At 71.3% G+C, this 26,825-nt stretch carries 24 protein-coding genes; 10 read left to right on the top strand and 14 right to left on the bottom strand.

Annotated elements, in window-relative coordinates; genetic code table 11:
- Positions 1–25 precede the first annotated feature (25 nt).
- Together OG392_RS25250 and OG392_RS25245 are read right to left on the bottom strand one after the other, a co-directional pair.
- Positions 26–1,135, bottom strand: coding sequence for an RICIN domain-containing protein (locus tag OG392_RS25250; RefSeq protein ID WP_329283168.1), 1,110 nt, complete (start codon positions 1,133–1,135; stop codon positions 26–28).
- Between the two features lie 339 nt (positions 1,136–1,474).
- Positions 1,475–2,500: an ATP-dependent 6-phosphofructokinase gene (locus OG392_RS25245; RefSeq protein WP_329283166.1), complete on the bottom strand. Its 1,026-nt coding sequence runs from the start codon at positions 2,498–2,500 to the stop codon at positions 1,475–1,477.
- Between the two features lie 344 nt (positions 2,501–2,844).
- Here OG392_RS25245 and pta point away from each other — a divergent pair, with 344 nt between their 5' ends.
- The 3 genes from pta (at position 2,845) to pyk (ending at position 7,723) form a co-directional block, all read left to right on the top strand.
- A complete protein-coding gene (pta, locus tag OG392_RS25240; RefSeq protein ID WP_329283164.1) occupies positions 2,845–4,938 on the top strand; it encodes a phosphate acetyltransferase in 2,094 nt (697 codons plus the stop codon).
- Complete coding sequence (locus tag OG392_RS25235; RefSeq protein WP_329283162.1) at positions 4,935–6,218, top strand: acetate kinase; 1,284 nt, start codon at positions 4,935–4,937, stop codon at positions 6,216–6,218. Before pta ends, OG392_RS25235 begins: the two co-directional genes overlap by 4 nt.
- A gap of 74 nt (positions 6,219–6,292) precedes the next feature.
- Positions 6,293–7,723: a pyruvate kinase gene (gene pyk / locus OG392_RS25230; RefSeq protein ID WP_329283160.1), complete on the top strand. Its 1,431-nt coding sequence runs from the start codon at positions 6,293–6,295 to the stop codon at positions 7,721–7,723.
- 67 nt (positions 7,724–7,790) lie between these two features.
- Here pyk and OG392_RS25225 read toward each other — a convergent pair whose 3' ends face one another.
- The 4 genes from OG392_RS25225 to OG392_RS25210 all read right to left on the bottom strand — a co-directional run bounded on the left by OG392_RS25225 (position 7,791) and on the right by OG392_RS25210 (position 12,041).
- A complete protein-coding gene (locus OG392_RS25225; protein ID WP_329283158.1) occupies positions 7,791–9,098 on the bottom strand; it encodes a hypothetical protein in 1,308 nt (435 codons plus the stop codon).
- The gene (locus tag OG392_RS25220) at positions 9,088–9,675 is read right to left on the bottom strand and encodes a DUF6114 domain-containing protein (protein ID WP_329283156.1); all 588 of its coding nucleotides are present in this window, start codon (positions 9,673–9,675) and stop codon (positions 9,088–9,090) included. Before OG392_RS25220 ends, OG392_RS25225 begins: the two co-directional genes overlap by 11 nt.
- A 117-nt stretch (positions 9,676–9,792) precedes the next feature.
- On the bottom strand, positions 9,793–10,473 hold the full coding sequence (locus OG392_RS25215; protein ID WP_329283154.1) for a DUF6230 family protein: 681 nt from the start codon (positions 10,471–10,473) through the stop codon (positions 9,793–9,795).
- 590 nt (positions 10,474–11,063) lie between these two features.
- Entirely contained in the window at positions 11,064–12,041 is a 978-nt protein-coding gene (locus OG392_RS25210; protein ID WP_329283152.1) for a tetratricopeptide repeat protein, read from the bottom strand.
- 336 nt (positions 12,042–12,377) lie between these two features.
- Here OG392_RS25210 and OG392_RS25205 point away from each other — a divergent pair, with 336 nt between their 5' ends.
- Positions 12,378–13,007 carry a TetR/AcrR family transcriptional regulator gene (locus OG392_RS25205; protein WP_329287441.1) on the top strand — a complete coding sequence of 210 codons (630 nt, stop codon included), beginning with the start codon at positions 12,378–12,380 and terminating at the stop codon, positions 13,005–13,007.
- Between the two features lie 66 nt (positions 13,008–13,073).
- Here OG392_RS25205 and OG392_RS25200 read toward each other — a convergent pair whose 3' ends face one another.
- The 4 genes from OG392_RS25200 to OG392_RS25185 all read right to left on the bottom strand — a co-directional run bounded on the left by OG392_RS25200 (position 13,074) and on the right by OG392_RS25185 (position 17,111).
- Positions 13,074–14,774, bottom strand: coding sequence for an acyl-CoA mutase large subunit family protein (locus OG392_RS25200; protein ID WP_329283151.1), 1,701 nt, complete (start codon positions 14,772–14,774; stop codon positions 13,074–13,076).
- A gap of 71 nt (positions 14,775–14,845) precedes the next feature.
- A complete protein-coding gene (locus tag OG392_RS25195) occupies positions 14,846–15,178 on the bottom strand; it encodes a DUF3817 domain-containing protein (RefSeq protein ID WP_329283150.1) in 333 nt (110 codons plus the stop codon).
- Positions 15,179–15,243: 65 nt separating this feature from the next.
- Positions 15,244–15,753: a MarR family winged helix-turn-helix transcriptional regulator gene (locus OG392_RS25190; protein WP_329283148.1), complete on the bottom strand. Its 510-nt coding sequence runs from the start codon at positions 15,751–15,753 to the stop codon at positions 15,244–15,246.
- Positions 15,754–15,773: 20 nt separating this feature from the next.
- The gene (locus OG392_RS25185) at positions 15,774–17,111 is read right to left on the bottom strand and encodes an MFS transporter (protein ID WP_329283147.1); all 1,338 of its coding nucleotides are present in this window, start codon (positions 17,109–17,111) and stop codon (positions 15,774–15,776) included.
- A gap of 88 nt (positions 17,112–17,199) precedes the next feature.
- Between OG392_RS25185 and OG392_RS25180 the strand changes: the two genes are divergently transcribed.
- Positions 17,200–18,192 carry an ArsR/SmtB family transcription factor gene (locus tag OG392_RS25180; protein WP_329283145.1) on the top strand — a complete coding sequence of 331 codons (993 nt, stop codon included), beginning with the start codon at positions 17,200–17,202 and terminating at the stop codon, positions 18,190–18,192.
- 72 nt (positions 18,193–18,264) lie between these two features.
- A complete protein-coding gene (locus tag OG392_RS25175) occupies positions 18,265–19,281 on the top strand; it encodes a glycoside hydrolase family 6 protein (protein ID WP_329283143.1) in 1,017 nt (338 codons plus the stop codon).
- Between the two features lie 18 nt (positions 19,282–19,299).
- Here OG392_RS25175 and OG392_RS25170 read toward each other — a convergent pair whose 3' ends face one another.
- From OG392_RS25170 to OG392_RS25155, 4 genes are all read right to left on the bottom strand, one after another.
- Entirely contained in the window at positions 19,300–21,261 is a 1,962-nt protein-coding gene (locus tag OG392_RS25170) for a galactose oxidase-like domain-containing protein (protein ID WP_329283142.1), read from the bottom strand.
- A gap of 3 nt (positions 21,262–21,264) precedes the next feature.
- Positions 21,265–23,076: a glycosyltransferase family 2 protein gene (locus OG392_RS25165; protein WP_329283140.1), complete on the bottom strand. Its 1,812-nt coding sequence runs from the start codon at positions 23,074–23,076 to the stop codon at positions 21,265–21,267.
- 278 nt (positions 23,077–23,354) lie between these two features.
- Positions 23,355–23,651, bottom strand: a complete 297-nt coding sequence (locus OG392_RS25160) for an MTH1187 family thiamine-binding protein (RefSeq protein ID WP_030321151.1) — start codon at positions 23,649–23,651, stop codon at positions 23,355–23,357.
- A complete protein-coding gene (locus OG392_RS25155; RefSeq protein ID WP_329283139.1) occupies positions 23,648–24,001 on the bottom strand; it encodes a DUF3817 domain-containing protein in 354 nt (117 codons plus the stop codon). Before OG392_RS25155 ends, OG392_RS25160 begins: the two co-directional genes overlap by 4 nt.
- A gap of 107 nt (positions 24,002–24,108) precedes the next feature.
- Between OG392_RS25155 and OG392_RS25150 the strand changes: the two genes are divergently transcribed.
- From OG392_RS25150 to OG392_RS25135, 4 genes are all read left to right on the top strand, one after another.
- On the top strand, positions 24,109–24,747 hold the full coding sequence (locus tag OG392_RS25150) for an AIM24 family protein (protein ID WP_329283137.1): 639 nt from the start codon (positions 24,109–24,111) through the stop codon (positions 24,745–24,747).
- Positions 24,747–25,397, top strand: coding sequence for an AIM24 family protein (locus OG392_RS25145; protein ID WP_030321147.1), 651 nt, complete (start codon positions 24,747–24,749; stop codon positions 25,395–25,397). The genes OG392_RS25150 and OG392_RS25145 overlap by 1 nt, the downstream gene beginning before the upstream one ends.
- Positions 25,394–26,179: an AIM24 family protein gene (locus OG392_RS25140; protein ID WP_187623217.1), complete on the top strand. Its 786-nt coding sequence runs from the start codon at positions 25,394–25,396 to the stop codon at positions 26,177–26,179. Before OG392_RS25145 ends, OG392_RS25140 begins: the two co-directional genes overlap by 4 nt.
- A gap of 83 nt (positions 26,180–26,262) precedes the next feature.
- Positions 26,263–26,739 carry a MarR family winged helix-turn-helix transcriptional regulator gene (locus OG392_RS25135; protein WP_329283135.1) on the top strand — a complete coding sequence of 159 codons (477 nt, stop codon included), beginning with the start codon at positions 26,263–26,265 and terminating at the stop codon, positions 26,737–26,739.
- The last annotated feature ends 86 nt before the right edge of the window (positions 26,740–26,825 follow it).

Below are 26,825 nucleotides of genomic sequence, written 5' to 3'. Positions count from 1 at the left end.
GCGGACGGAGGTCGGCGACAGCGTTCTAGCGCCGCTCGAAGGAGAAGAGCTGGCCCGCCGCGTCCGGCGTACAGGGCGCCTGGGCCAGCTTCGCCCAGGCGGCTTCCCGGTCGCCGCCCACGGTGACGCAGGTGCCGGGGGTCGCGGAGCCGACCGGGACGATCCGGTAGCCGCGGACCGGGCCCTCGGGAGTGCCGTACGGCTCCAGGACGAAGGCCTCGACCCGGCTGGGGTCCCCGCACTCGGAGTCCTCGTACGCGGAGCCGGGTATCCGGCCGCCGGAGGGTATGCCGGAGCAGCCGGGGCCGAAGTCGGGGTGGTCGGAGACGATCCTCCACCGGCCGCCGCCCACCTCGGCGAGGGAGTACAGCGGGAAGTCCGTTTCGGCGCACGGGACCTGATGGACCTGCCCGGTGCGGGTCCCGCGCCGCTCCGCGAGGCAGAAGTCGGTGCCGGCCACCCGGATGCGTACGTCCCCGGCGGCGGGCGCCACGGCGGTGGGGGTTCGGGGCGGGTGACCCGCGGGTCCGGTGCCGCCGTCGCGGAGGAGGGCCACCACGCTCACCCCGGCGAGGACGAGCCCGGCCACGGCGACGGTGGAGACGAGCGCGCGCCGTATGCGGGACGAGGTGCCGGCCCCGTCGCCGTGCGGCCCGGTCCCAGCGTCGCCCCCGTCCTCGGGCCCGTGTCCGTGCCCGGGCCAGGAGGGTGGCGGACCGGCCGTCACGGGAGCGTCGGGCGCCTCCGGCCCCACCGTCTCGGGACCGGCATCCGCGTCCGCACTCGGATCCGCGCCCGCGACGGCGGGTCCGTACGCCCCCCGTCCCGCCAGCTCTGCCCGTACCGTCCGCCATTCCTCCAGCTCGGCCGGTGTCACCCCGCAGGCGCGGACGAAGGCGGTCAGCAGTTCCTCGCGGGGCAGGGTCGCGCGGGCCAGCATGTTCGCCACGGTGGACCGGGGCAGCACGTCCCCGTCGGTCTCCGCACGGGACGAGAGTTCGCGATAGGTGAGGCCCGACCAGTCCTTGAGGGCCTGGAGGAGCGCGAGGAACTCGGCGGGGGTGCGTGCCTCCCGTGGGTCAGGGGTGTGCCGCCCCGGTGCCATCCGCGCCTCTTCCCCTTCGACCGAACCCACCGAACTCTCCCGGACGGGGGTTGGGACATGTCCGGGACAAGCCCCAAGCCTTGTTGATCTCGGGCTCCGGCTCAAGAGTGGAACCCGGCATTTCCACGGGTGATGCCGAGCACAGCGGAGTGGCCCCGACCGTCCACGGGGGGACGGTCGGGGCCACTCGGGTGGTGCGGGGTCCCGGAGGGAATCCGGGACGGGTCGGGACGGAGGTCCCGACGGGGGGGCCGTTCGGGCCGCCCCGCGCGGACGGCGCAGGACGAGCCCGCTGGACGCCGGAGGACGCACGCCGGAAGACGCACGCCAGAGGACGGGCGTCAGAGGACGGGCGTCAGGTCACGGACGTCAGAAGACGGACTCCGCCTCGCGGATGCGGTCCTCCGGGACGGTCTTGAGGCGGGTGACCGCCTCGGCCAGCGGGACCATCTCGACGCCCGTGCCCCGCAGCGCCGTCATCCTGCCGAACTCGCCGCGGTGCGCGGCCTCCACCGCGTGCCAGCCGAAGCGGGTCGCGAGCACCCGGTCGTACGCGGTCGGCGTGCCGCCGCGCTGGACGTGGCCGAGGATGACGGGGCGGGCCTCCTTGCCGAGGCGCCGCTCCAGCTCGACGGCGAGCTGGTTGCCGATGCCCTGGAAGCGCTCGTGGCCGAACTGGTCGATCTCGCCCTTCTTGTACTCCATCGAGCCCTCGACGGGATGGGCTCCCTCGGCGACGCAGATGACGGCGAACTTCTTGCCGCGCGCGAAGCGTTCCTCGACCATCTTGACCAGGTCGTCGACCTCGAAGGGCCGCTCGGGGAGGCAGATGCCGTGCGCGCCGCCGGCCATGCCGGACTCCAGGGCGATCCAGCCGGCGTGGCGGCCCATCACCTCGACGACCATCACCCGCTGGTGGGACTCGGCGGTGGTCTTGAGGCGGTCCATCGCCTCGGTGGCGACGCCGACGGCGGTGTCGAAGCCGAAGGTGCGGTCCGTGGACGAGATGTCGTTGTCGATGGTCTTCGGGACGCCGACGACGGGCATGCCGGCGTCGGAGAGCATCCGGGCGGCGGTCAGGGTGCCTTCGCCGCCGATCGGGATGAGGACGTCGATGCCGTACTCGCGGGCCAGGTCGGGGGCGGTCGCGGCGGCCTCGGCCAGCCGGTTCCGCTCCAGGCGCGCGGAGCCGAGGATGGTGCCGCCGCGGGCCAGGATGCCGCTGACGGCATTGAGGTCGAGGGGGCGGTAGTGGCCGTCGAGGAGGCCCTTGAAGCCGTCCTCGAAGCCGATGACCTCGTCGTCGTGGCCGGTCAGCGCCCGGTGCACGACCGACCGGATCACTGCGTTCAGGCCGGGGCAGTCGCCGCCTGCGGTGAGAACTCCGATGCGCATCGTGCTGTGTCTCCTGCTCGGTCGCGTTCCGTGGTGAGCCAGAGCGATTCTCACACGCCCGGCATGAGGGGCGCGCTCGCGGCCGCTCCGCGCGTCCCTCCCGGGGTGCTCGCGGAGGCCTTTCGTCCCGGGGTTCCGGGCCCTTCGTCCGGCGGGCGACCTAACCATCGGCGGGGGTATTGTCAAGGGGGTAATGCCGCCCTATCGGGGCTTTCTGAGCACAGCCGGTGGACGCGAGGGACGACGGCGTCGACCGGCGTACGGGCCGCGAGCGTGCCGCGACGGCACGCCCGCCCCGGCTCCGTGAGTCCCGTTTTCCGCAGGACTGGACAGGAGACCACGGCGTGACGCGCAGCGTGTACGTGACCGGGATCGACCGCGGAGACGGCCGTCAGGTCGTCGAGCTGGGAGTCATGGAGCTCCTCACCCGCCAGGTGGACCGGGTGGGGGTGTTCCGGCCGCTGGTGCACGACGGTCCCGACCGGCTCTTCGACCTGCTGCGCACCCGCTACCGGCTCTCGCAGGACGCCTCGACGGTCTACGGCATGGACTACCACGAGGCCTCCGCGCTGCAGGCCGAACGGGGCACCGACGAGCTGGTGTCGCAGCTGGTCGACCGCTTCCACACGGTCGCCCGCGACTACGAGGTCGTCCTCGTCCTCGGCACCGACTTCGCCGCCACCCAGCTCCCCGACGAGCTGGCGCTCAACGCGCGGCTCGCCAACGAGTTCGGCGCCTCCGTCATACCGGTCGTCGGCGGCAAGGGCCAGTCCGCGGAGTCCGTACGGTCCGAGGCGCGCAACGCCTTCCGGGCGTACGACGGACTCGGCTGCGACGTGCTCGCGATGGTCGTCAACCGGGTGGCGGGCGAGGACCGGGAGGTCATCGCCGAGCGGCTCGCGGCCCGGGTCCCCGTGCCCTGCTACGTCCTGCCGGACGAGCCGGCGCTCGCCGCGCCCACCGTCGCGCAGATCAAGCACGCGCTCGGCGCCTCCGTGGTCCTCGGCGACGACGCGGGCCTCGCGCGCGACGCGCTGGACTTCGTCTTCGGCGGGGCGATGCTGCCGAACTTCCTCAACGCGCTGACCCCGGGCTGTCTGGTCGTCACCCCCGGGGACCGGGCCGACCTGGTCGTCGGGGCGCTGGCCGCGCACTCGGCCGGCACCCCGCCGATCGCCGGGGTGCTGCTCACCCTGAACGAGCGGCCCAGCGACGAGATCCTGACCCTGGCGGCCCGGCTCGCGCCGGGCACCCCGGTCATCTCCGTAGCGGGCAACAGCTTCCCGACCGCTACCGAACTCTTCGCCCTGGAGGGCAAGCTGAACGCGGCCACCCCGCGCAAGGCGGAGACGGCCCTCGGTCTGTTCGAGCGGCACGTGGACACGGCCGACCTGCTCAAGCGGATCTCGGTGGCCCGCAGCGGCCGGGTCACCCCGATGATGTTCGAGCACGAGCTCATCGAGCAGGCGCGCGCCGACCGGCGCCGGGTGGTGCTCCCGGAGGGCACCGAGGAGCGGGTGCTGCGCGCCGCCGACGTGCTGCTGCGCCGTGACGTGTGCGACCTGACGCTGCTCGGCGACGTCGAGGTCATCCGCAAGAAGGCCGCCGATCTGGGCATCGCGCTCGCCGGCACCCAGCTGATCGACCCGGCGACCTCGGAGCTGCGGGACTCGTTCGCCGAGAAGTACGCGGCGCTGCGGGCCCACAAGGGCGTGACCGTGGAGCTGGCGTACGACGTGGTCTCGGACGTCAACTACTTCGGCACGCTGATGGTCCAGGAGGGTCTGGCCGACGGCATGGTCTCCGGTTCGGTGCACTCCACGGCGGCGACGATCCGCCCGGCCTTCGAGATCATCAAGACGAAGCCGGACGCGTCGATCGTCTCGTCGGTCTTCTTCATGTGCCTCGCCGACAAGGTCCTCGTGTACGGCGACTGCGCGGTCAACCCGGACCCGAACGCCGAGCAGCTCGCGGACATCGCGGTCCAGTCGGCGGCCACCGCGGCCCGTTTCGGCGTCGAGCCGCGGCTGGCGATGCTCTCGTACTCGACCGGCACGTCGGGCTCGGGCGCCGACGTGGACAAGGTGCGGGAGGCGACGAAGCTGGTCCGCGAGGCGCACCCGGAGCTGCGCATCGAGGGACCCATCCAGTACGACGCCGCCGTCGAGCCCTCGGTCGCGGCGACGAAGCTGCCGGGCTCGGAGGTGGCGGGGCAGGCGACCGTGCTGATCTTCCCCGACCTCAACACCGGCAACAACACCTACAAGGCCGTGCAGCGTTCGGCCGGCGCCGTGGCCGTCGGTCCGGTGCTGCAGGGTCTGCGCAAGCCCGTGAACGACCTCTCGCGGGGCGCGCTCGTCAGCGACATCGTCAACACGGTCGCCATCACGGCGATCCAGTCCCAGGTCCCCGCCCAGGGTCAGGAGCTCCCGGCATGACAACCCCCACTCGCGTCCTGGTCCTCAACTCCGGCTCCTCGTCGGTGAAGTACCAGCTGCTCGACATGCGTGACGACAGCCGCCTGGCCCAGGGGCTGGTGGAGCGCATCGGCGAGGAGACCTCGCGGCTCGTGCACACCCCGCTCCAGGGCGGGGGCGGCGAGAAGCGGGAGAAGGACGGCCCGATCGCCGACCACGCGGCCGCGCTGAAGGCGGTCGCCGAGGAGCTGGCGGCGGACGGGCTCGGGCTCGACTCCCCCGAGCTGGCGGCGATCGGCCACCGGGTGGTGCACGGCGGGCTGCGGTTCACCGAGCCGACGGTCGTCGACGACGAGGTGCTGGCGGAGATCGAGCGGCTGGTGCCGGTGGCGCCGCTGCACAATCCGGCGAACCTCACGGGCATCCGTACGGCGATGGCGCTCCGCCCCGACCTGCCGCAGGTCGCGGTCTTCGACACGGCGTTCCACACGACGATGCCGGAGTCGGCGGCGCGGTACGCGATCGACGTGGAGACGGCCGACGCGTACCGGATCCGGCGGTACGGCTTCCACGGCACCTCGCACGCCTACGTGTCGCGGGAGACGGCGCGGCTGCTCGGCAAGGAGCCGGAGGAGGTGAACGTGATCGTGCTGCACCTGGGCAACGGCGCGTCGGCCTCGGCGGTGCGCGGCGGCCGGTGCGTGGACACCTCGATGGGTCTGACGCCGCTGGAGGGCCTGGTCATGGGGACCCGCTCGGGCGACATCGACCCGGCTGTCACCTTCCACCTCAAGCGGGTGGCGGGCATGTCGGCGGACGACATCGACGTCCTGCTGAACAAGAGGTCCGGCCTGGTGGGGCTCTGCGGTGACAACGACATGCGGGAGATCCGCCGCCGGATCGACGAGGGCGACGAGCGGGCGGCGCTCGCCTTCGACATCTACATCCACCGGCTCAAGAAGTACATCGGGGCGTACTACGCCGTGCTCGGCCGGGTGGACGCGGTGGTGTTCACGGCGGGCGTCGGGGAGAACGCGGCCCCGGTGCGGGCGGCCGCGATCGCGGGCCTGGAGGAGCTGGGGCTCGCGGTGGACGCGGACCTCAACGCGGTGCGGTCGGACGAGGCACGGCTGATCTCGCCGAACTACGCGCGGGTGGCGGTCGCCGTGGTGCCGACGGACGAGGAGCTGGAGATCGCCCGTCAGGCCTTCGCTCTGGTGGGCGGGGAGGCACCCGGGGAAAGGCCCGCGGAAACGCCCGGCGAAAGGCCCGGAGAAACACTCGGAGAAGTGAACGCCTGAGCGACCCCGCGCCCATTTGTACTTTCCGCCAGTCGGAATATTCCGCAGCGAAACAAACCGATAGGATCCGCCTCATGCGCCGTTCCAAAATCGTCTGCACGCTGGGCCCCGCCGTCGACTCCTATGAGCAGCTGAAGGCTCTCATCGAGGCCGGCATGAACGTGGCCCGATTCAACTTCAGCCACGGTTCCCAGGCGGAACACCAGGAGCGGTACGACCGCGTCCGGCAGGTCTCCGCGGACACCGGTCGTGCCGTCGGCGTGCTCGCCGACCTCCAGGGCCCCAAGATCCGTCTCGAGACCTTCGCCGAGGGCCCGGTCGAGCTGGTGCGCGGTGACGAGTTCACCATCACCACCGAGGACGTCCCCGGTGACAAGTCCATCTGCGGCACCACCTACAAGGGCCTGCCCGGCGATGTCTCCAAGGGCGACCAGGTCCTGATCAACGACGGCAACGTCGAGCTGCGGGTCGTCGAGGTCGAGGGCCCCCGGGTCAAGACCATCGTCGTCGAGGGCGGTGTCATCTCCGACCACAAGGGCATCAACCTGCCCGGTGCGGCGGTCAACGTCCCCGCGCTGTCCGAGAAGGACGTCGACGACCTCCGCTTCGCGCTCCGCATGGGCTGCGACATGGTCGCGCTCTCCTTCGTCCGTGACGCCGACGACGTCAAGGACGTCCACAAGGTGATGGACGAGGAGGGCCGCCGGGTCCCCGTCATCGCCAAGGTCGAGAAGCCGCAGGCCGTGGAGAACATGGAGGCCGTCGTCGCGGCCTTCGACGCGGTCATGGTGGCCCGCGGCGACCTCGCCGTCGAGTACCCGCTCGAGAAGGTCCCGATGGTGCAGAAGCGCCTCGTGGAGATGTGCCGCCGCAACGCCAAGCCGGTGATCGTCGCGACCCAGATGATGGAGTCGATGATCACCAACTCGCGGCCGACCCGCGCCGAGGCGAGCGACGTCGCCAACGCGATCCTCGACGGCGCGGACGCGGTCATGCTGTCGGCCGAGTCCTCGGTCGGCGCGTACCCGATCGAGACCGTGAAGACGATGTCGAAGATCGTCGCCGCGGCCGAGGAGGAGCTGCTCTCCAAGGGCCTCCAGCCCCTGGTGCCCGGCAAGAAGCCGCGTACCCAGGGCGGTTCCGTCGCCCGCGCGGCCTGCGAGATCGCCGACTTCCTGGGCGGCAAGGCCCTGGTCGCCTTCACCCAGTCCGGCGACACCGCCCGCCGCCTCTCGCGCTACCGCGTCCAGCAGCCGATCCTCGCCTTCACCACGGACGAGAACACCCGCAACCAGCTCACCCTGAGCTGGGGCGTCGAGTCCTTCGTCGTCCCGCACGTGGACAACACGGACGCGATGGTCGACCTGGTGGACGCCGAGCTCCTGAAGCTCCAGCGCCACAACGCCGGCGACACCATGATCATCACCGCCGGCTCGCCCCCCGGCGTCCCCGGCACGACGAACATGGTCCGCGTCCACCACCTCGGTGGCGGCGAGCACGCCTGACCTCGCGACGAAGCCCCCGTCCGCACTGTGCGGACGGGGGCTTCGTCGTACGGAAGGGGTACGGGGCTCAGCTGGGCTCGATCGTGTTGCGGAGGCCCGGGACCTTGAGGGTGCCGCCGAACTGGCCCGCCTGCTTGAGCTTCACCTGGGTGAAGAAGGCGAAGGGCACGTCCAGCGGGGGCGGGCTCTCCGGGCTGAAGGTGATCGGGATGATGCCGAAGAGGTTGCCCTTCAGCTCCTCCGTGTACATCGTCACCGTGCCGTTGGTGATGGTCGACGTCGAGCCCTTGTCGGAGCGGACGTGACCCGTGCGGCCCTCGGAGTGGACCGTCAGCTGGTGCAGGTCCTTGATGTCGATACCGGTCGAGGTGAACTTCAGGACCTTCTTGATCTTGCCGCTGCCCGTCTTGACCTCGACGATGCCGTGGTACTTGAGACCCTTCAGGGTGAGCAGCGTGCTCTCCAGCCGCCACGGCTCGTCCGGGAGCAGCGGGACGCCCGGCTCCAGGTCGGCGGCGGCGAGCGCCTCGGGGTCCGCCTCGGGGCACGGGAACCGGGGCTTGGCGCCGTCGGGTATGGACTCGTCCTTCTTGGCGTCCAGGCCCTTGGCGCTCTCCGGCAGTTCCTGGACCTTCGCGCCCGCCTCCTCGGCGGCCTTCTCGATCTGCTTCTTCGTCTCCACGCCCGGGCCGGCGGTCGCCTTCGGCGGCGTGGTCCCGTCCGTCTCGTCGGCGGTGTCCGGCTTGTCGGCGGGGGGCGTCGCGGAGGTGCTCGGGGCGGGTGCCTGGGTCGTCGGGGCCGCCGTGGTGGGCGTCTCCGTCGGCTTGGGGTCCGGGCCGTCGAACAGGTCCTTGAGCGCGTCGCCGACGCCCAGCGGGTCGAGCGGGTTCTTCGACTTCGTCGGCGTGGGTGTGGCCGTCGGGGCCGTCGGGGCCGTCGTCGCGGTCGGCGCGGCGGTGGTCTTCGCCTCGTCGCGCTGTCGCGTGGCCGCCTGCTCGGTCTCGGTCGCGGTCGGCGCCGGGCTTCCGGTGGCGGTGGGGGTCGCGGTGGCGGTCGGGGTGGCCGTCGCGGTCGCGGAAGGCGTCGCGGTGGAGGAGGGCGTCGGCTTCGCCGTCTCGGCCGGCTTCGTCGTCTCCTCCTGCGCCGGCTCGTCCGAGCGCGTCACGCAGGGGCCGGGTGCGAAGGGGATGTCCTTCTCGTCGGCGAGGGCGAGCCTGGGCGTGAGGCCCATGCCCACGAACACCGCGGTCGGCATGGCGGCCAGCGCCATCGCCTTGCCCGCGGGGCCCTGGATCCTGTTCAGCAGCGACTTGCGCGGGGCCGCGTGCCGCGGGCCCTCCTTCGCGAGCGCCGACTGAGTCTCGTCACCCCGCACTGTTCCTCCCGCCCTTGGCGTCGATCGTCGTGTCGGTCAGCGGCTGCGCGCCCTCGCGCTGCTCCGGGAATACGGCCGCCACCATGGCCGCGGTCTCGGGGTCGAGGGCGGGGGCTGCCTCGTCGGAGGCCTCCGGCTGACCGTCGTGCTCTGCGTCGGCCTCTGCCTCGTCGGTCTCCTCGGCCGGCGGGGCGGGTGCCCACGCGGCGGACATGCCGCCGCCGATGACCGCGAACAGATAGCCGATGACCAGGCCACCGAAGTTCGAGACCGGGATGGAGACGAGCGCCAGGACGATCGTCGCGACTCCCGCGAACACTCGGACGATGGGCTGGAACCACATCGTCAGACCGAGCGTGATGAGCAGGACGCCGATGATCAGCGCGCCGGCTCCGGCGGTCGTCTGCATGGCGAGGGTGACATTGCCGAGCCGCATGTCCCCGTACGGAAGGTAGGCGATCGGCACGCCGCCGATCATGGTGAACAGTCCCGCCCAGAAGGGCCGGGTCTGCCGCCAGACCTTGAACCGGTTCTCCTTCTTGGGGACTTCGCGGGAGGCGGGGATCTCGGCGCTCATGGAACAGCTCCCTGGAAGCGGTGTTGCTGAGAAGTTGAAGAGAAGGGGCCTCGCGGGTGGGACCGCACGGAGCGGTCCCACCCCCAGGACGACCTGGTCCTCGCGGACCGGTCAGTCCTAGTAGCACTCCTTCGAGGTGCCCCGGTGCAGGGACAGGTGAAGGTCGGGGAGCTTGAAGGTGCCGGCCGTGGTGGCCCACGCCTTCTGCTCCACGTTGTTCAGCGTCGCCTGCTCGGCACGCTGGCCGAAGCCGTACGGGTTGGCCTTGGTGTTGGGCTGGATGCCCGGCTTGCCCGGAACCGGCTGGCCGTTGACCTTGTGCAGGTCGCCGGCGGCGATGCCGATGTCGATGTTGGTGAACTCGGCGTCGGCCTTGAGCTCGGAGACATCGAGGTAGATGCCCTTCGCGTAGACCTTGTCCTCGGCCTTGCCGCTCTTGGCGGCCTCGGTACCGGCCTCCAGACGGAGGGTGACGTCACCGATGAACGGCACCTTCGGCGTCACGACCGACTGGCACATGTTCGTGATCCAGGCCTCGGAGAAGCCGGACACCGCCACCGGGGCGGCGAAGTCCTTGCCCTCGAGGTCCTTACCGGCGTCGACGCTGCCGTACTGGACGAAGTCCGTACCGACAAGGCTGTTGGCCGAGACCTTGAACTCCTGGCCGGAGATGCTGAAGGACGCGGCGAGCGCGCCCTGGGCCAGGCCGACACCGATCGCGGCCGTCGCGGCCACACTCGGGACCATGACGACGGCGAACCGCTTCCATCTGGTCCCGCCACGAACCTGGGACTTCATGAGAATTCCTCCTTCTCGGACGTACATCTCCGGAAGGGCCAGGGGCCCGTCCTGGGATGGGAGAAGAGCTACGTCCTCGGGAAGGAGAGCGCCGAGGCATCAGGCGGCGCGTTGCGCGTCCGAATCACCGGCGATCACCCCCGAGCGACAACCATGGGCCGCGCCTTGGAGCGCGACCTGATTGGACAGGCCCCGTTCGATGAGAGCGGGAACCCCCCTGTCCACGACCGGTGCCGGAACACCGGTCCACCCGGTGGGGACCCTCGCCGCTTCCCGGTTGGTTGCCGGGGTGGTGCGGTTCGGACCGAGCGTCGCCGATCGTGGTCCATTCCGGGCCCCCGCACAAGGGGGTTCGTTACTGGCTAGTAACGGGTGGATAACCACGTCATGGCGGGGCGGGGCCGAATGGGTACGGAGGGTACGTTCGCGTGGCGAGGAATATCAGCAGATCGCCGGAAGAATGCGGACAGAACCACAGGTTCGATTTACTGCAAGTAACAGCGGCCGCGATTACCAAGTTTTGGTAAAACGCGGCCGCCTTTTGTCACCCTGCTGCCAAATCGTCGGACGATCCGGCGCACCGGCAGGAGCTAGAAGAGCACCCGTGCCAGGGCCTGCCGGGCCGCCGTGACCCGCGGGTCGTCGACGCCGATCACCTCGAAGAGCTCCAGGAGCCGCAGTCGCGCGGCGTCCCGGTCCTCGCCGACCGTGCGGCGCACGGTCTCGACGAGACGGCCGAAGGCGTCCTGTACATGACCGCCCACCAGATCGAGGTCGGCGGCGGCGATCTGCGCGGTCACATCGGCCGGACCGTCGGCGGCGGCCTTGCGGACCGCGGCCGGGTCGAGGTCCTGCACCCGGGCGAGGAGTTCGGCCTGGGCCAGACCGAGCTTGGCCTCCGGGTGGGCCGGGTCGTCGGCCAGCACGTTCTTGTACGCCTGGACGGCGCCGGCCAGATCACCCGCGTCGAGCGCGGACATGGCCGATTCGAGGAGGGCGTCGTACGGGCCGGCGGGCTGCGCGGCCGCGGCCGCCCCGCCCTCGGGGTCTTCGCCGTGCGCGTCGACGACGATGCCGGTCAGACCGAACCGCTCCTCGCCGACCTGGATCAGCTGGTCGAGGGTCTCGCGGATCTGGGCCTCGGGCACGGCGCCCTGGAAGAGCGGCAGCGCCTGACCGGCGACCACCGCGAAAACGGCCGGAATTCCCTGGATGCCGAACTGCTGCATCAGCATCTGGTTGGCGTCGACGTCGATCTTCGCGAGCAGGAAGCGGCCGTTGTACTCGACGGCGAGCCGGTCGAGGAGCGGGCTCAGCTGCTTGCAGGGCTCGCACCACTCGGCCCAGAAGTCGAGGACGACCGGGACCTCGGCGGAGCGCTGGAGCACATCGCGCTCGAAGCCCGCCTCGTCGACGTCGATCACCAGGGCGGACGGGGGCACGGCGGCGGGGCCACCCTGCCGGGCGGCGGCGGCGCGCGTCTGCTCCGCCTTCGCCTTGGCCTCTCCGGCCGCCTTCACCGCGGCGAGGTCGACGACGCCGCTCATGGACATGTTTCGGGGCTGCATGAGTACATCCTCCCCCTTCCGCGCACGTAACCGTTAAGTCATGGCTGAACCGTGCCGTCCGCACGTCTCCCGCCGGTGTGCGAGACGTGGGGGCGACACGGTTCTTCGTCTTCGGTTCACACCGGGTCCCCACCCGGTGCTCGATGGCGCCGGATCCCCACCCGGTGCCGTGGTTGTCGCTCAGGCCGCTCAATGCCTTTCGCTACAGGTCGTAGCGTAACTCCCCGGAGCGGGCCGGGGGGAGGGCGCGGGCCGGATCCGCACGGTGAACTGCCTCACACGCGGCCCCTCTGGCGCGTTACCTACCGGCGGGTATGGTCGACGTCCATGTCGTCGATGTGTCGCCGCACCCACCGCAGCAGCCGTACCGGGCGCCCCCGCTCCACCGAGGCCGACACGGCCATCCTGGAGGCGACCCGCGCGGCCCTGGTCGAGCTGGGTTGGTCCAAGCTCACGATGGGGGACGTGGCCGGCCGGGCCGGGGTGGCCAAGACGACCCTGTACCGCCGCTGGGCCAACAAGAGCGAGCTCGTGGTCGACGCCGTCGCCGTCCTCTTCGACGAACTCGAACTGCCCGACCTTGGTTCCCTCCAGGCCGACATCGAGAACGTCGTCCTGCAGTTCGCCGCCCTCCTGGAACGCCCCGAGACCAAGACGGCCCTGATGGCGGTGGTGGCCGAGTCGACCCGCGACGAGCCGCTGCGCGAGCGCATACGGGCCTCGATCGTCGACCGGCAGAAGCGGCTCGTCCTGGAGGGCCGGATGCGGGCGCAGCGGCGCGGCGAGCTCCCGGCCGACCGGGACCCCGGCGCGGTGGACGCCACCGACGACCTGATCTTCGACGTGATCGCGGGCGCCGTCGTGCACCGAGCGCTGGTGAGCGCGGAGCCGGTCGACGCGCCGTGGGTGGCGCGGCTCTCGGCGCTCCTGGTGGGCGGCCTCGGCGCGGCGGCGGCCATCGGCTGAGGGCGCCTCATGGAAGTGGGGCGGTACGGGAGTTCCCGTACCGCCCCACGCGCGTGTGAAGGGGGATCAGAAGCCCGGGGGCTCCGTGTACACGCCCCACTCGTCCCGCAGCGCGTTGCAGATCTCGCCGAGGGTGGCCTCCGCGCGGACCGCGTCCAGCATCGGGGCGATCATGTTCGAGCCGTCCCGGGCGGCCGCCAGCATGGCGTCGATCGAGGCGCGGACCTTGGCGTCGTCACGGCGGTCCTTGCGCTCGCCGAGGACCCGGACCTGCTCCCACTCGACCTCGTGGCTGACCCGGAGGATCTCCAGGTCGCCGGTGACGGAGCCGTGGTGGACGTTGACGCCGACGACGCGCTTGTCGCCCTTCTCCAGGGAGCGCTGGTACTGGAAGGCGGACTCGGCGATCTCGCCGGTGAACCAGCCGTCCTCGATGCCGCGCAGGATGCCGGAGGTGATCGGCCCGATCGGGTGCCGGCCGTCCGGGTGGGCGCGGCGGCCGCGCTCCTTGATCTGGTCGAAGATCTTCTCGGCGTCGGCCTCGATGCGGTCGGTGAGCTGCTCGACGTACCAGGAGCCGCCCAGCGGGTCGGCGACGTTGGCGACGCCGGTCTCCTCCATGAGGACCTGCTGGGTGCGGAGCGCGATCTCGGCGGCCTGCTCGCTGGGGAGCGCGAGGGTCTCGTCGAGGGCGTTGGTGTGGAGCGAGTTGGTGCCGCCCAGGACGGCGGAGAGGGCCTCCACGGCGGTCCGTACGACGTTGTTGTACGGCTGCTGGGCGGTGAGGGAGACACCGGCGGTCTGGGTGTGGAAGCGGAGCCACTGGGCCTTGTCGGTCGTGGCGCCGTACACCTCCTTCATCCAGCGCGCCCAGATCCGGCGGGCGGCGCGGAACTTGGCGATCTCCTCGAAGAAGTCGAGGTGGGCGTCGAAGAAGAAGGACAGACCGGGGGCGAAGACGTCGACGTCGAGGCCGCGGCTGAGGCCGAGCTCCACGTAGCCGAAGCCGTCGGCGAGGGTGTAGGCGAGCTCCTGCGCGGCCGTCGCCCCGGCCTCGCGGATGTGGTAGCCGGAGACGGAGAGCGGCTTGTACGCGGGGATGCCCTGCGCGCAGTGCTCCATCAGGTCGCCGATGAGGCGCAGATGGGGCTCGGGCTCGAAGAGCCACTCCTTCTGCGCGATGTACTCCTTGAAGATGTCGGTCTGGAGCGTGCCGTTGAGCACGGCCGGGTCGACGCCCTGGCGCTCGGCGGCGACCAGGTACATGCAGAAGACCGGCACGGCGGGGCCGGAGATCGTCATCGAGGTGGTGACGTCGCCCAGCGGGATGTCCTTGAAGAGGACCTCCATGTCGGCGGCGGAGTCGATGGCGACACCGCAGTGGCCGACCTCGCCGAGGGCGCGGGGGTCGTCGGAGTCCCGGCCCATGAGGGTGGGCATGTCGAAGGCGACGGAGAGGCCGCCGCCGCCGGCGGCCAGGATCATCTTGTAGCGTTCGTTGGTCTGCTCGGCGTTGCCGAAGCCGGCGAACTGGCGGATGGTCCACGTCCGGCCGCGGTAGCCGGTCGCGTGGAGTCCCCGGGTGTACGGGTACTCGCCGGGCCAGCCGATGCGTTCGAAGCCCTCGTAGGTGTCGCCGGGGCGGGGCCCGTAGACGGGCTCGACGGCGTCGCCGGAGAGCGTGGTGAAGTCGGCGTCCCGCTTGCGGGCCTTGTCGTAACGGGCCTGCCAGCGACGGCGGCCTTCCTCGATGGCGTCAGCGTCCATGCTTCGAATTTACTAGGACGTCCTAGTAAATGTCGATGGGAAACCCCCGCACATCAGTGCGGGGGTCCGTGTCAGGCCTTGACCGGCTCCGGCCGCGCGCCACTGATCAGCGGCAGCGTCTCGGCGACGACCTTGCGCTCGACGAAGAAGGCGGCGAACGGGATGGTGCCCGAGAGCAGCACCCAGAGCAGCTTCCCGAACGGCCAGCGGGCCTTGGAGCCCAGGTCGAAGGCGAAGACCAGGTAGATGATGTAGAGGACGCCGTGGGCCTGGGAGACCGCGAAGGTCACGTCCTCGCCCATCTCGAACCCGTACTTGAAGACCATGCAGGTGCACAGCACGAGCAGCATGACGGCGGTGATGTACGCCATCACGCGGTAACGGGTCAGCACGCTGGATTTCATGCCGTCGAGCGTAACGGCACGTTCCGGGCGATCTTCGGGCGGGTCGGCCCTCGGGGCGCGAGCGCCTACTTCTCCTCGAAGTCGTCCGCCGCGACCCTCAGCGGACGCAGCATCGCGAAGATCTCCGCGCACTCCTCCGCGTCGTACGCGCCGAGCCCGAACTCCATCTCCATCAGGTCGCGGGTGGCCGCCTCGACCACCTCACGGCCCTTCCCGGTGATGGAGGCGAGCGTTCCGCGGCCGTCGTTCGGGTTGGGCCGCTTGTCGACCAGACCGGACCTCACGAGCCGGTCCACCGTGTTCGTCACGGACGTGGGGTGGACCATCAGCCGCTCGCCGATCTTGGACATCGGCAGCTCCCCGGCCTTCGAGAAGGTCAGCAGCACCAGGGCCTCGTACCGCGCGAAGGTCAGCCCGTACGGCTTCACCACGGCGTCGACCTCCGCGAGGAGGATCTGGTGGGCGCGCATGATCGAGGTGATCGCGGCCATCGAGGGGACCGGGCCCCAGCGCTTCTGCCACAGTTCGTCGGCGCGGGCGATGGGGTCGAAGGGGAGACTGAGCGGCTTCGGCACGCGTCGACCTTACCGACTGGTCATATGCCGGTCAGCCCCGTCTCGCCTTTCGGTCTCCGACCGGCCCGGCCGGGCCCCGCCGCCGCCCCGGCCGCCCGCAGCTCGGCGGCGGCCACGAGGAGGCAGAGCGTGCCGAGGACGCCCGTGCCCGCGACGACCACGTGCACGGGGGCGAACTCGGCGGCGATCCCGGCCCCCGCCATGCCGACGCCCTGGACGGTCATCATGCCCGCCGTCATCAGGGTCATGGCCCTCCCCCGCTGCTCCTCGGGGACGGCGGCGACGAACCAGGCGTCGAGCCCGAGGGTGTACGCCCCGGTGGCGCCCGCCAGGAAGAGAGCGGCGGCCGCCAGGGCGACGCCGGGCTCGGGGGCGTACAGGAGGTAGGGCAGGACGCCGGCCACGGCGAGCGGCAGCACGATCCGGGAGCGGGTGGCGGCGGAGAGGAACGATCCGGCGAAGAGCTCGCCCGTGATGGTGCCGACGGGCAGCGCGCACATGAGGAGCCCGAGGGCGGCGGTGGAGACCCCGATCTGGTCCGCGTAGGGGGCGGCGAGCGCCTCGGGGACGACGGCGAAGAGCGGCGGCACCCAGAACATCACCATCAGGGCCCTCACACGCCGGTTCCGCAGCACCGCCCAGGTCCCGGAGAGCCCGCTGCCCGCGGCCCCGGACGCCCGGGCGGGCCGGCGCGCGGTGCCGAACCGGAGCAGCAGCGCCGAGACGAGGAAGGTGGTGGCGGTGACGGCGAGGGCGCCGCGCGGCGGGACGACGGTGAGCAGCACGCCGCCGACGGCGTAGCCCGTGAGGAGCGCGCTCTGGGAGACGATCCGCAGCAGGGAGCGTCCGAGGACGAAGAGGTCCCCCTCGCCGAGGATGTCGGCGAGGGTCGCCATGCGGGTGCCGTTGAAGACGGGCGAGACGACGGCGATGGCGCAGCGCAGTACGAGCAGGACGGCGACCGGGGTGGCGGGGACGACCATGAGCGCGACGCAGCCGGCACAGAAGAGGTCGCAGACGACGAGGATCCGGCGGGGTGGCAGCCGGTCGGTGAGCCCGGCGAGCAGGGTGCCGCCGACGAGATAGGGGAGGAAGCCGAGCGCGAAGGTGAGGGAGGAGAGGAGCGGGGAGCGGGTCAGGTCGTAGACGAGCACGGTGAGCGCGAGTTCGCTGACGACGACCCCGAGCAGCGAGAAGAGGTGCGCGACGAACACGACCCGGAACTCCCGCACCCGGAAGACGGCTCGGTAGCCGGGGCCTGCGGCGGGCTCGGGGCCGGGCGGGGGCGGCGGCGCGGTGGCGGTGGGCGCCGGTCCGGTTCCGGGCGGCGCGGTGGTGGGGTCGTCGTGCTTCGGCATGGCACGCAGCGTGCCGCCGGGGACGGGCTCCCTCCTAGACTTTCGGCTCCAGACGAATCTCCCGCCCGACAGCGACCCGGAGGGCCCCGTGCCGTACCACCTGCGTTTCGGCGAGGCCGATCCGCTGCGGATCCGGTTCGCGATCTCCCCGCTCTGGGAGACCCACTCCGCCGTGCGGGTCCTGGCCCGCCCCGGCAAGCAGGGCTACCACCTGCCGTGGATGCGGCGGATCGCGTCCGCCGCGCGAGAGCTGGACCTCGGGCCGCTGCATCTGCTGATGCCGCTGCACGGGCACAGTCCGGACTTCCTCTATCCGCCGCCGCTGGGGCCCGCCGCCGCGTTCGAGGACGAGATCGCCGCGGTACGGGAGACCGATCCGGCGCTGGTCCTCGACGACTTCGAGCGGGCGCTCGCGGACACCCCGGGGGCGGCCGGGACGGCCGAGGGGCGGCGGATGCTCGCGGACCCGGCCGGGGCGGTGCGGCGGCTCGCGGAGCTGCTCCTGGTCGCCTGGGAGACGCTGATCGCCCCGGACTGGCCACGGCTGCGGGCGCTCCTGGAGGCGGACGTGGCGTACCACTCGCGGCGGCTCGCCGAGGGCGGTCTCGAACGGCTCCTCGACGAGCTGCATCCGTCCTTCGCGTGGGACGCGGGCACCGCCACGCTGCGGGTCGCGTACCGCGGCGAGCACATCCGGCCGCTGGAAGGGCAGGGGCTCGTGCTGATGCCGTCGGTGTTCACCTGGCCGGACGTGGTGAGCGGTTTCGATCCGCCGTGGCAGCCGACCGTGGTCTATCCGGCGCGCGGGGTCGGCGGGCTGTGGTCGGAGTCCGGGGACCGTACGCCGGAGGCGCTCGGGCGGCTCCTGGGACCGGTGCGGGCGGACGTCCTGTGCGCCCTCGCCGAGCCGATGGGGACGACGGCGCTCTCCCACCTCCTGGGCCGGGCCCCGTCCACCGTCTCCGCGCACCTCGCGGTGCTGCGGGACGCCGGGCTGCTCACCTCCCGGCGCTACGGCCACCAGGTGCTGTACGAGCGGACACCGCTGGGGATCGCGGTGTCGCAGCCCGGAACAGACTGACCGTCATGCCACGATGGCCCCGTTCCGTCCCCGTACGCGCCGTGACCGCCGTACCCGACCCCGGGGGGCCGGATGTCCCGCCGCACCGCCACCGCCGTCGCCCTGACCCTCGTCGCCGCGCTGCTTCTGGCCGGATGCGGTGAGGACGAGCCCCCGAGGGGGCCCGTCGGTCCGCCGTCCACGCGCGACGGGACCGCGGCCCCCGCGGGCGGCTCGCTGTTCTGGGTCGACCCGGAGAGCGACGCGGCCCGGCAGGTGCGGCGGTACGAGGAGCAGGGCAGGACCGAGGACGCGAGGATCCTGAGGCGGATCGCGGACCGCCCGGTCGCGGACTGGCCGGCCGGCGACGATCCCGTGCCGGAGATCACCCGCGCGGTGCGGGGGGCCGCGGCGGAGGACCGTACGGCCGTGTTCGTCGCCTACAACATCCCGCACCGCGACTGCGGCCTGTACTCGGCGGGCGGCTCGCACGACGCGGGGGCCTACCGGGCCTGGATCGACTCCTTCGCCGGCGCCCTCGGGGAGGCCTCGGCGATCGTCGTCCTGGAGCCCGACGCGGTGCCGCACCTCGTGGACGGCTGCACTCCGGCCGAGCACCACGACGAGCGGTACGGGCTGCTCGCCGAGGCCGTCGAACGGCTCAAGCGGCAGCCCCGCACCCGGGTCTACCTGGACGCCGGGAACCCGGCCTGGATCGACGATCCGGGCAGACTGGTGGAGCCGCTGCGCCGGGCGGGCGTCGCCCACGCGGACGGCTTCTCGCTGAACGTCTCCAACTTCCAGACGACCGAGACGGTGCGGGGCTTCGGCGCGAGGCTGTCGGGGCTGCTCGGCGGCGCCCACTTCACCGTGGACACCAGCCGCAACGGTGACGGTCCCCTCCCGGGCGACGGGGCGGAGGCCTGGTGCAACCCGCCGGGCCGGGCCCTGGGCGTACCGCCGACGGACCGGACCGGGGACGAGCTGGTCGACGCCTATCTCTGGGTCAAGCGCCCCGGCGACTCGGACGGCCCGTGCCGGGGCGGCCCGGCCGCCGGGACGTGGTGGCCGGACTACGCCCTGGGCCTGGCGCGCAGGGCGGATTCGTAGGCCACCGGGAGGGCGCGCTCAGTCCACCTGGATCCACTTCGCCTCGGACGGGACGCCGGTCGCGTCGGTGACGAAGAGCATGTACCAGCCGGGCGGTACGAGGGTCCGGTCGTCCGGTACGTCGACGGTGACCGTCGTCCCGTCCGGGCTCTTCGTCAGGCCCGCCTCCACCGAGCGCTGCTCGACGTCGGTGGTGTGGGTGACGGCGCTGGGCCGCATGAGCCGGGCCGTGACGATCCGGCCGGCGTCCTTGGTCCGGAAGGTGGCGCGGCCGTTCTGGTCGAGTTCCTGCGGCCCCTCCCCCAGGACGGGCCGGTCGGCGCCGGCCCGGTGGAGGGAGGGCGGGGTGAAGACCTCGATGCGCTGCTCGAAGGTGCCGAGCCGGGTGTCGTCCTTGTCGTCGAAGAGCGGGTCGGAGCCGAAGGTGGCCACCCGGCCGTCGGGGAGCAGCAGCGCCTCGGAGTGGTAGTTGCGGCCGACGGTGGGTTCGGCGGCCTCGGTGAAGGTGTTGCTCCTCGGGTCGTAGAACTGTGCCTTGAGGATGTCGCTGCCGCCGCGGCCCCGGTAGTTCTCGGAGCCGCCGGTGGTGAAGACGGTGTCGTCGGGCATCAGGACGCCGCTGAGGTAGCGGGTGCCCTGCGGGAGTGCCGGCCCGTCGGTGAAGACGGGACTCTCCTGCGACACGTCGATGATCGAGGTGCGGGCGGTCGACCGGGACGACTCGCCGACCCCGCCGCCGCCGAGGACCATGACCTTCTGGTTCTGGGCGGGGGGCAGGATCAGGGAGGCGGAGGTCTCCAGCTGGTCGGGGTCGGTGAGCCCGCCGAGCTTGGTGAAGGAGTTCTTCCGCAGGTCCCACAGGCCCGGTTCGCGGCCCTTCTCGGCGGGTCCGTATCCGGCGTTGGAACCGGTGTAGAGGAGCTTGCCGCCCCGGGTGAGGAAGAGGGAGGGGTAGGTGGGGAAGTAGCGGAAGGGGCCCTTGGACCACTTCTTGGTCACGGGGTCGTAGATCTCGTTGTCGCCGGGGACGACGTCGCCGACGTCGTTGAGTCCCGAGACGGCGAGGACCTTGCCGTCCTGGAGGGTGACGAGGGTGGGGTACCAGCGGGCGTCCTTCATGGGGGCGACCGGGATGTACCTCTCGGCCTTCGGGTCGAACTCGTAGGCGCCCTTGATGCCCTGGAAGTCCTGCTTCTCGGTGGTGAGCTTCTGCGCCAGTCCGTAGACGTCGTCGGCGGCGTCGCCCTCGAGGCCGACGACCTCGTACTGCGCGGCCTCGGTGGTGAGGGCCTGCGGGCCCTCCTCGCGGGCCTCGACGAAGACCCGGGCCTCGGCGGCGGTCACCTTGGTCTTCCACGGCTGCATCTGGCCGCCCGCGGAGTACGAGATCTCGAACGCGCGCTCGGCCTTGGGGACGGTGACGTCGAACCGGGAGACGTACTCGACCCCGGACGGCGAACGGAAGACGGTGCCCTTCTTGAGGGTGACCGCCTTGTCGGGGCTCTCGTTCTTGACCCGCATGCCACCGCCGGCCTTCTTGACCTCGCCGTCGAGGATCTCGTACCGCGCGGTGCCGCCGGCGACGAGCAGGCGGCCGTCGGGAAGCTGGGTGTGGCCGGAGCAGAAGAAGTCCACCGGGGTGGGGATCTTCTTGAAGGTGTTCGCGGCGGGGTCCCACAGGATGGTCTCGAAGGTCCCCGCGTCGAAGTTCTTCTGGCTGTTGCCGGAGCCGGCGATCAGCAGCACCTTGCCGGTGTGCAGCAGGGCCGCGTGGATGGCGTTGATCCGGTACCGGTCGGGGACCTCGACCTCGGCCCAGGAGCCGAACCGCCGCTGGTAGCCGGGCTGGGCGATCTTGTACGCGTGGTACCTCTCCTCGGCGAAGGAGACGGCCGCGGGGGCGTTGAGCGCCGCGAGGACCAGTACCGCCGCGCTGCCGAGGAGGGTCCTCCTGAACTTCTTCGACGGCCGGTGGGCCATGGCTCAGTTCCCTCCGGTCGTCGTGGGGGCGGGGGTGGCGGGACCGGGCGGGGGCGGGGCGGCCGCCGCGGCCTCGACACGGGCCACGGCCGCGACGCGGGCACGGACCCGGGCACGGGCGCGCGCGCGGACGCGGAGCGCCCGCCGCTCCCTGAGGCGCGTGAAGGCCCAGAGGCTGATCGGGGCGAGGGCGATGACCAGGGCGAGGGCCGCCCAGACGCGCATGGCCGCGTGGGTGTGCCCGAAGTGGACGGACGCGGCGAGCGAGGCGATGAGGACCGCCGCCCAGAAGAGGTGGATACGGAAGGTCCCGATCCGGTCGGGACTGGCCTCGCCGCCCTTGGGCGTGACGACGAAGCGGCCGCGGGTGCGCAGGAACACCGAGCCGAGGGCCTTGAGGTAGACGGGGGCGGAGAGCGCGGACATCGCCATGCCGGCGAGGCCGCCGGAGCCCTCGGGTTCGTGGGGCGAGACGTTGTGCCGGCGGTTCCACAGGTAGAGGCCGATCTGGAGGGCGACGGCGTCGCTGTAGATCATCAGCCACACGGAGGTGGAGACCTGGGTGCCGGAGGCGCCGAACCAGAGGTAGAGGACGCCGCTGAGGACACCGAGGAGCCAGTTGACCGCGGTCATCGGGTAGTAGACGAGCATCAGGGTGTAGTTGAGGAAGCGGCCCGGCGGGGTACGGAAGGGCGCCTTCCAGTACTGCCTGAGGAGCGTCTCGTACGTGCCGCGGGACCAGCGGAGCTGCTGGGTGAAGAAGTCCGTCCAGGAAGCCGGCCCCTCGCCGACGGCGAGGACGTCGGGGGTGTAGACGGAGCGCCAGTGGCGGCCGGTGGCCGGGTTCCTCCTGCGGTGCAGTTCGAAGCCGGTGGCCATGTCCTCGGTGATCGAGTCGTACAGGCCGCCGATCTGCCGGAGGGCGGAGATCCGGACGACGTTGTTCGTGCCGACGAACATGGGCGCGTGATAGCGGTTCCCGGCGCGCTGGATCAGGGCGTGGAAGAGGAACTGCTGGGACTCGGCGGCCTTGGTGACCATGTTGGTGTAGTTGCCGTACACCTGGGGTCCGACGACGAAGGCGACGTCGGGGTCGCGGAACCAGCCGAGCATCCGCTCCAGGAAGTCGGGGAGCGGCACGTGGTCGGTGTCGACGGAGGCGAAGCAGTCGTACGCGTGGCCGTGCATGGCGAGCCAGGCGTTGTAGTTGCCGTGCTTGGTCCTCGCCCGGTGGACGCCCTTCGCACGGTTCCACTCGGGGACTCCGGCCCGGGTGAAGTGGTGGACGCCCAGCTCGGCGCAGAGCGCCCTGGCCTCGGCGGAGTCCCCCTCGTCGAGGAGCCAGACCCCGAGGACGCCGTCGTGCCGCAGCCGGGTGGCGGCCTCCAGGGTGCGGCGGACCATGGCGAGCGGTTCCTTGCCCGGGACGTACGTGGTGAGGAAGGCGACGCGGGTGCCGGGCTCGGCGTACACGGGTATGGGGTCACGGGCGGCCATGGTGGCGTGGGCGATCGACGTGACGTTCACCAGCATGAAGAAGCAGATGAGCCCGATCGACGCGAGCATCACGGTGTCGAGGCGGACGAGCCAGGGGGCGCCGCCCTCTCGGACGGTCCAGTGGCCGGGCCAGACGAGATAGGCGAGGAGCAGCGCCGAGAGGACCGGTGCGAGGCACATGAGGAGGACGGCACGTACGCGGTGCGGCTCCTTCGAGAGCAGACTCCGGTACCGCACCGTGTAGGCCACCGGGTCCGGTTCCGTGAGCGGACCGGCGAGTCGACTGTAGGTGTCGTAGTCGTAGCCTCCCAGCCGCACGGTGCCTCCAGCTGCCGTCGAACAGGTCGATACCCCAGCAAAAGGGGTGACCTGTCGGCGTGTCGACCGGGGATGGTCCGAGTGGGTAGCGCCGGCGGTGACGGCCGCCCCGTCTCCCCGGGGCGTACGTGACGCTTCGGCTCCGCCACGGCGGTCATCGCCCGGGACGGCTCCCGCGGAGCCGGCGCCCGGGCCGGAGCAGCGCCCTCGGACACGACGGAGCCCCCGGTCCCGAAGCGGGACCGGGGGCTTCTCGTGTACGGAGGACGGGCGGGGACTCAGCCCTCCAGGTACCGCTCCACCGTGGCGACCTTGCTGTGCAGACCGTCCGTGACACCGGGGCGGATGTCGACCTTCATGACCACCGAGACGCGTGGGGCCCGCGCCTCCACGGCGGCGACCGCGCGCTTCACGACGTCCATGACCTGGTCCCAGTCGTCACCCTCGACGGAGGTGAACATCGCGTCGGTGCGGTGGGGGAGACCGGACTCACGGACGACCCGGACGGCGTCGGCGACGTACTCACCGACCTCCTCCCCCACGCCCAGCGGGGTGACCGAGAAGGCGACGATCACACCTGCACCGCGCCTTCGGCGGCCGCGGCGCGGGCGCGGGAGGCGACGACCGCGTCCTCGGCCTCGCGCTTGAGCTTCCGCTCGGCGTAGAAGCCGCCCAGGGGCAGCACGGAGAGGACGAAGTAGAGGGCGGCGGTCCCGAAGCTCCACTTGGTCCGGTTCCAGGCGTCCAGCCAGAACAGGACGTAGAGGACGAACAGCACGCCGTGGATCGCGCCCATGACCGGCACCGCGTTGAAGTCCGTCGTCCGCTTGAGCACCGAGCAGACCAGCAGGAGCAGGAACGAGACGGCCTCCGGCGCGGAGACGAGCCGGAGCCGGTGGAGGGAGGAAGCGGTCTTGATGTCCACGGAGGGGGTCACCTTCGTTCGATCTTGTGAACGGATGCACAAGGGCCCGTCCATTGTGCACGCCGACTTTGCTGTCTCTTTATCCGGGTCCCCAGTACCTTCTGCTGGTGGCAACGTTCCGACTCCAAGGCAGCAAGGTGCTCGCCGTCTCCATGACCGGCGACGCCGTCAAGGCGAAGAACGGCTCGATGGTCGCCTACGACGGCCAGATGGCGTTCAAGAAGATGAGCGGCGGCGGTGAGGGCCTGCGCGGCATGGTCACCCGCCGGCTCACGGGTGAGCAGATGGAGGTGATGGAGGTACGCGGCCAGGGGACCTGCTGGTTCGCCGACCGGGCCTCCGAGATCAACCTCGTCGCCCTGCACGGCGACAAGCTCTGGGTCGAGGCGAGCAATCTGCTCTGCACCGACGCGGGGCTGCGCACCGGCACCACCTTCACGGGCCTGCGCGGCGGGGCCACCGGCAACGGCCTCTTCACCACGACCGTCGAGGGCACCGGGCAGGCGGCGATCATGTCCGACGGCCCGGCGGTGGTGCTGCGGGTGACCCCGCAGTACCCGCTCCAGGTCGACCCCGGCGCGTACATCGCCCACCAGGGCAACCTCCAGCAGCACTTCCAGTCGGGTGTGACCTTCCGCACCCTCATGGGCGAGGGCGGCGGCGAGGCCTTCCAGATCCGCTTCGAGGGGGACGGCCTCGTGTACGTCCAGCCGAGCGAGCGGAACACGATCGGGGGCGACGTCTGATGCCGTTCCGCGAGATCAATTCCAAGATGGTCGAGGCGACCGTCATCCCCGGGCAGCGGATGTTCAGCCAGCGCGGCGCGATGCTCGCGTACCGGGGCGACGTCACTTTCACGCCGAACACGGCGGGCGGCCAGGGCGGCGTGATGTCGATGATCGGCCGCCGGGTGGCCGGCGAGGCGACGCCGCTGATGACCGTCGAGGGCAACGGCACGGTGATGTTCGGGCACGGCGGTCACCACATCCAGGTGATCGGGCTGACCGGTGACACGCTGTACGTGGAGGCCGACCGCCTCCTCGCCTTCGACGGCACCCTGGAGCAGGGCACCATGTTCATGGGCTCGCAGGGCGGGGTCATGGGCATGGTCCGCGGCCAGGTGACCGGCCAGGGCCTCTTCACCACCACCCTGAAGGGCCACGGCGCGGTGGCCGTCATGGCGCACGGCGGCGTCATCGAGCTGCCGATCACCCCGGGCCGCCCGGTCCACGTGGACCCGCAGGCGTACGTGGCCCACCACGGCGACGTACGGAACAAGCTCTCCACCGCGCTCGGCTGGCGCGACATGGTGGGGCGCGGGTCGGGCGAGGCGTTCCAGCTGGAGCTGAGCGGCAGTGGTGCGGTGTACGTGCAGGCCTCGGAGGAAAAGCTGTGACCGGTCCCGTGATCCACGACCCGACGACCCTGCCGTCGGACGACAACGTGAACCCGTACACCTTCTGTGTGGAGCTCAAGGGCTCCCAGTGGTTCCTGCAGAAGGGCAAGATGATCGCCTACTACGGGCGGATCGAGTTCAACGGCATCGGGCACGGGCGGCTGGACCGGCTGGTCCGGACGTCGTTCCACTCGCCCCTGCACGCCAGTGACTGGGTGGTGGCCGAGGGCAGCGGGAAGATGCTGCTCGCGGACCGGGCCTTCGACGTGAACTCGTTCGACCTGGACCAGGGCAATCTGACGATCCGTTCCGGCAATCTCCTCGCCTACCAGCCGACGCTCGCGCTGAAGCAGTCGATCGTGCCGGGCTTCGTGACCCTGATCGGCACGGGCAAGTTCGTGGCCGCGTCGAACGGCCCGGTGGTCTTCATGGAGCCGCCGATGCGGGTGGACCCGCAGGCCCTGGTCGGCTGGGCGGACTGCCCCTCCCCGTGCCACCACTACGACCACGGCTACATGACCGGTGTGATGGGCGGCGTCCGCGCGCTGACGGGCATCGGGGGCACCTCGGGCGAGGAGCACCAGTTCGAGTTCGTGGGGGCGGGCACGGTCCTCCTCCAGTCGACGGAGATCCTGATGGCGGACCGTGCGATCGGCGGCCCTCCGGCGCAGCCGGGCGTACCGGGCGGCCATGGATCGCCGGGTTCCGGCCAGTCTGTGCAAGGCTCGGTACCGCGCCTTCCCGGCCAGCTCGGCGACCTCCAGCGTCGCTTCGGTCTGTGAGCGGTAGTCTGCGGAGGGTGACGTCTTCGAACGCACGCTCCCAGACTTCGTCAAGTATTCAACTTCTTAGGTAGAATCCATATATGGAGACCGAGACCGCCACCCCGTGGCTCACCGACGCCGAGCAGTGTGCGTGGCGCACATTCCTGGACGTCCAGAGGATGCTGACGTACCAGCTGGAGCGGGATCTCCAGCCCTTCGGACTGACGATGAACGACTACGAGATCCTGGTGAACCTCTCGGAGTCGGCCGAGCGGCGGCTGCGCATGAGCGATCTGGCCTCGGCCACGCTCCAGTCGAAGAGCCGGCTCTCGCACCAGATCACCCGCATGGAGAACGCCGGACTCGTCCGGCGCGAGAACTGCGAGTCCGACCGGCGCGGCCTGTACGCCGTGCTGACCGACGCGGGCATGGAGACCATGCAGAAGGTCGCCCCGCACCACGTGGAGTCGGTGCGCAAGCACTTCATCGACCAGATCGGCCCGGACGCGCTCGGCGACCTGCGCGAGTCCCTCAAGCCGGTCGCGGACCAGCTCCGCGGTCGGCGCGGCAAGCCGTAGCGGCGGCCGCGTCCGGCGGACCTGACGAAGTAGGGCCTCACCGGTCGTCCCGGTGAGGCCCTGTTCCGTCTCCGCGGAGCCGTACG

It is taken from the genome of Streptomyces sp. NBC_00691, from assembly GCF_036226665.1.
Taxonomy (GTDB): Bacteria; Actinomycetota; Actinomycetes; order Streptomycetales; family Streptomycetaceae; genus Streptomyces.
This window is presented reverse-complemented; position numbering and strand designations above follow the sequence as displayed.

What these genes read in the sequence shown, in the direction of transcription:
- OG392_RS25245 (WP_329283166.1), bottom strand. Translation starts at nt 2,500, where the DNA reads ATGCGCATCGGAGTTCTCACCGCAGGCGGCGACTGCCCCGGCCTGAAC.
- OG392_RS25235 (WP_329283162.1), top strand. Translation starts at nt 4,935, where the DNA reads ATGACAACCCCCACTCGCGTCCTGGTCCTCAACTCCGGCTCCTCGTCG.
- pyk (WP_329283160.1), top strand. Translation starts at nt 6,293, where the DNA reads ATGCGCCGTTCCAAAATCGTCTGCACGCTGGGCCCCGCCGTCGACTCC.
- OG392_RS25220 (WP_329283156.1), bottom strand. Translation starts at nt 9,675, where the DNA reads ATGAGCGCCGAGATCCCCGCCTCCCGCGAAGTCCCCAAGAAGGAGAAC.
- OG392_RS25215 (WP_329283154.1), bottom strand. Translation starts at nt 10,473, where the DNA reads ATGAAGTCCCAGGTTCGTGGCGGGACCAGATGGAAGCGGTTCGCCGTC.
- OG392_RS25210 (WP_329283152.1), bottom strand. Translation starts at nt 12,041, where the DNA reads ATGCAGCCCCGAAACATGTCCATGAGCGGCGTCGTCGACCTCGCCGCG.
- OG392_RS25205 (WP_329287441.1), top strand. Translation starts at nt 12,378, where the DNA reads ATGTGTCGCCGCACCCACCGCAGCAGCCGTACCGGGCGCCCCCGCTCC.
- OG392_RS25200 (WP_329283151.1), bottom strand. Translation starts at nt 14,774, where the DNA reads ATGGACGCTGACGCCATCGAGGAAGGCCGCCGTCGCTGGCAGGCCCGT.
- OG392_RS25195 (WP_329283150.1), bottom strand. Translation starts at nt 15,178, where the DNA reads ATGAAATCCAGCGTGCTGACCCGTTACCGCGTGATGGCGTACATCACC.
- OG392_RS25185 (WP_329283147.1), bottom strand. Translation starts at nt 17,111, where the DNA reads ATGCCGAAGCACGACGACCCCACCACCGCGCCGCCCGGAACCGGACCG.
- OG392_RS25175 (WP_329283143.1), top strand. Translation starts at nt 18,265, where the DNA reads ATGTCCCGCCGCACCGCCACCGCCGTCGCCCTGACCCTCGTCGCCGCG.
- OG392_RS25170 (WP_329283142.1), bottom strand. Translation starts at nt 21,261, where the DNA reads ATGGCCCACCGGCCGTCGAAGAAGTTCAGGAGGACCCTCCTCGGCAGC.
- OG392_RS25145 (WP_030321147.1), top strand. Translation starts at nt 24,747, where the DNA reads ATGCCGTTCCGCGAGATCAATTCCAAGATGGTCGAGGCGACCGTCATC.
- OG392_RS25135 (WP_329283135.1), top strand. Translation starts at nt 26,263, where the DNA reads ATGGAGACCGAGACCGCCACCCCGTGGCTCACCGACGCCGAGCAGTGT.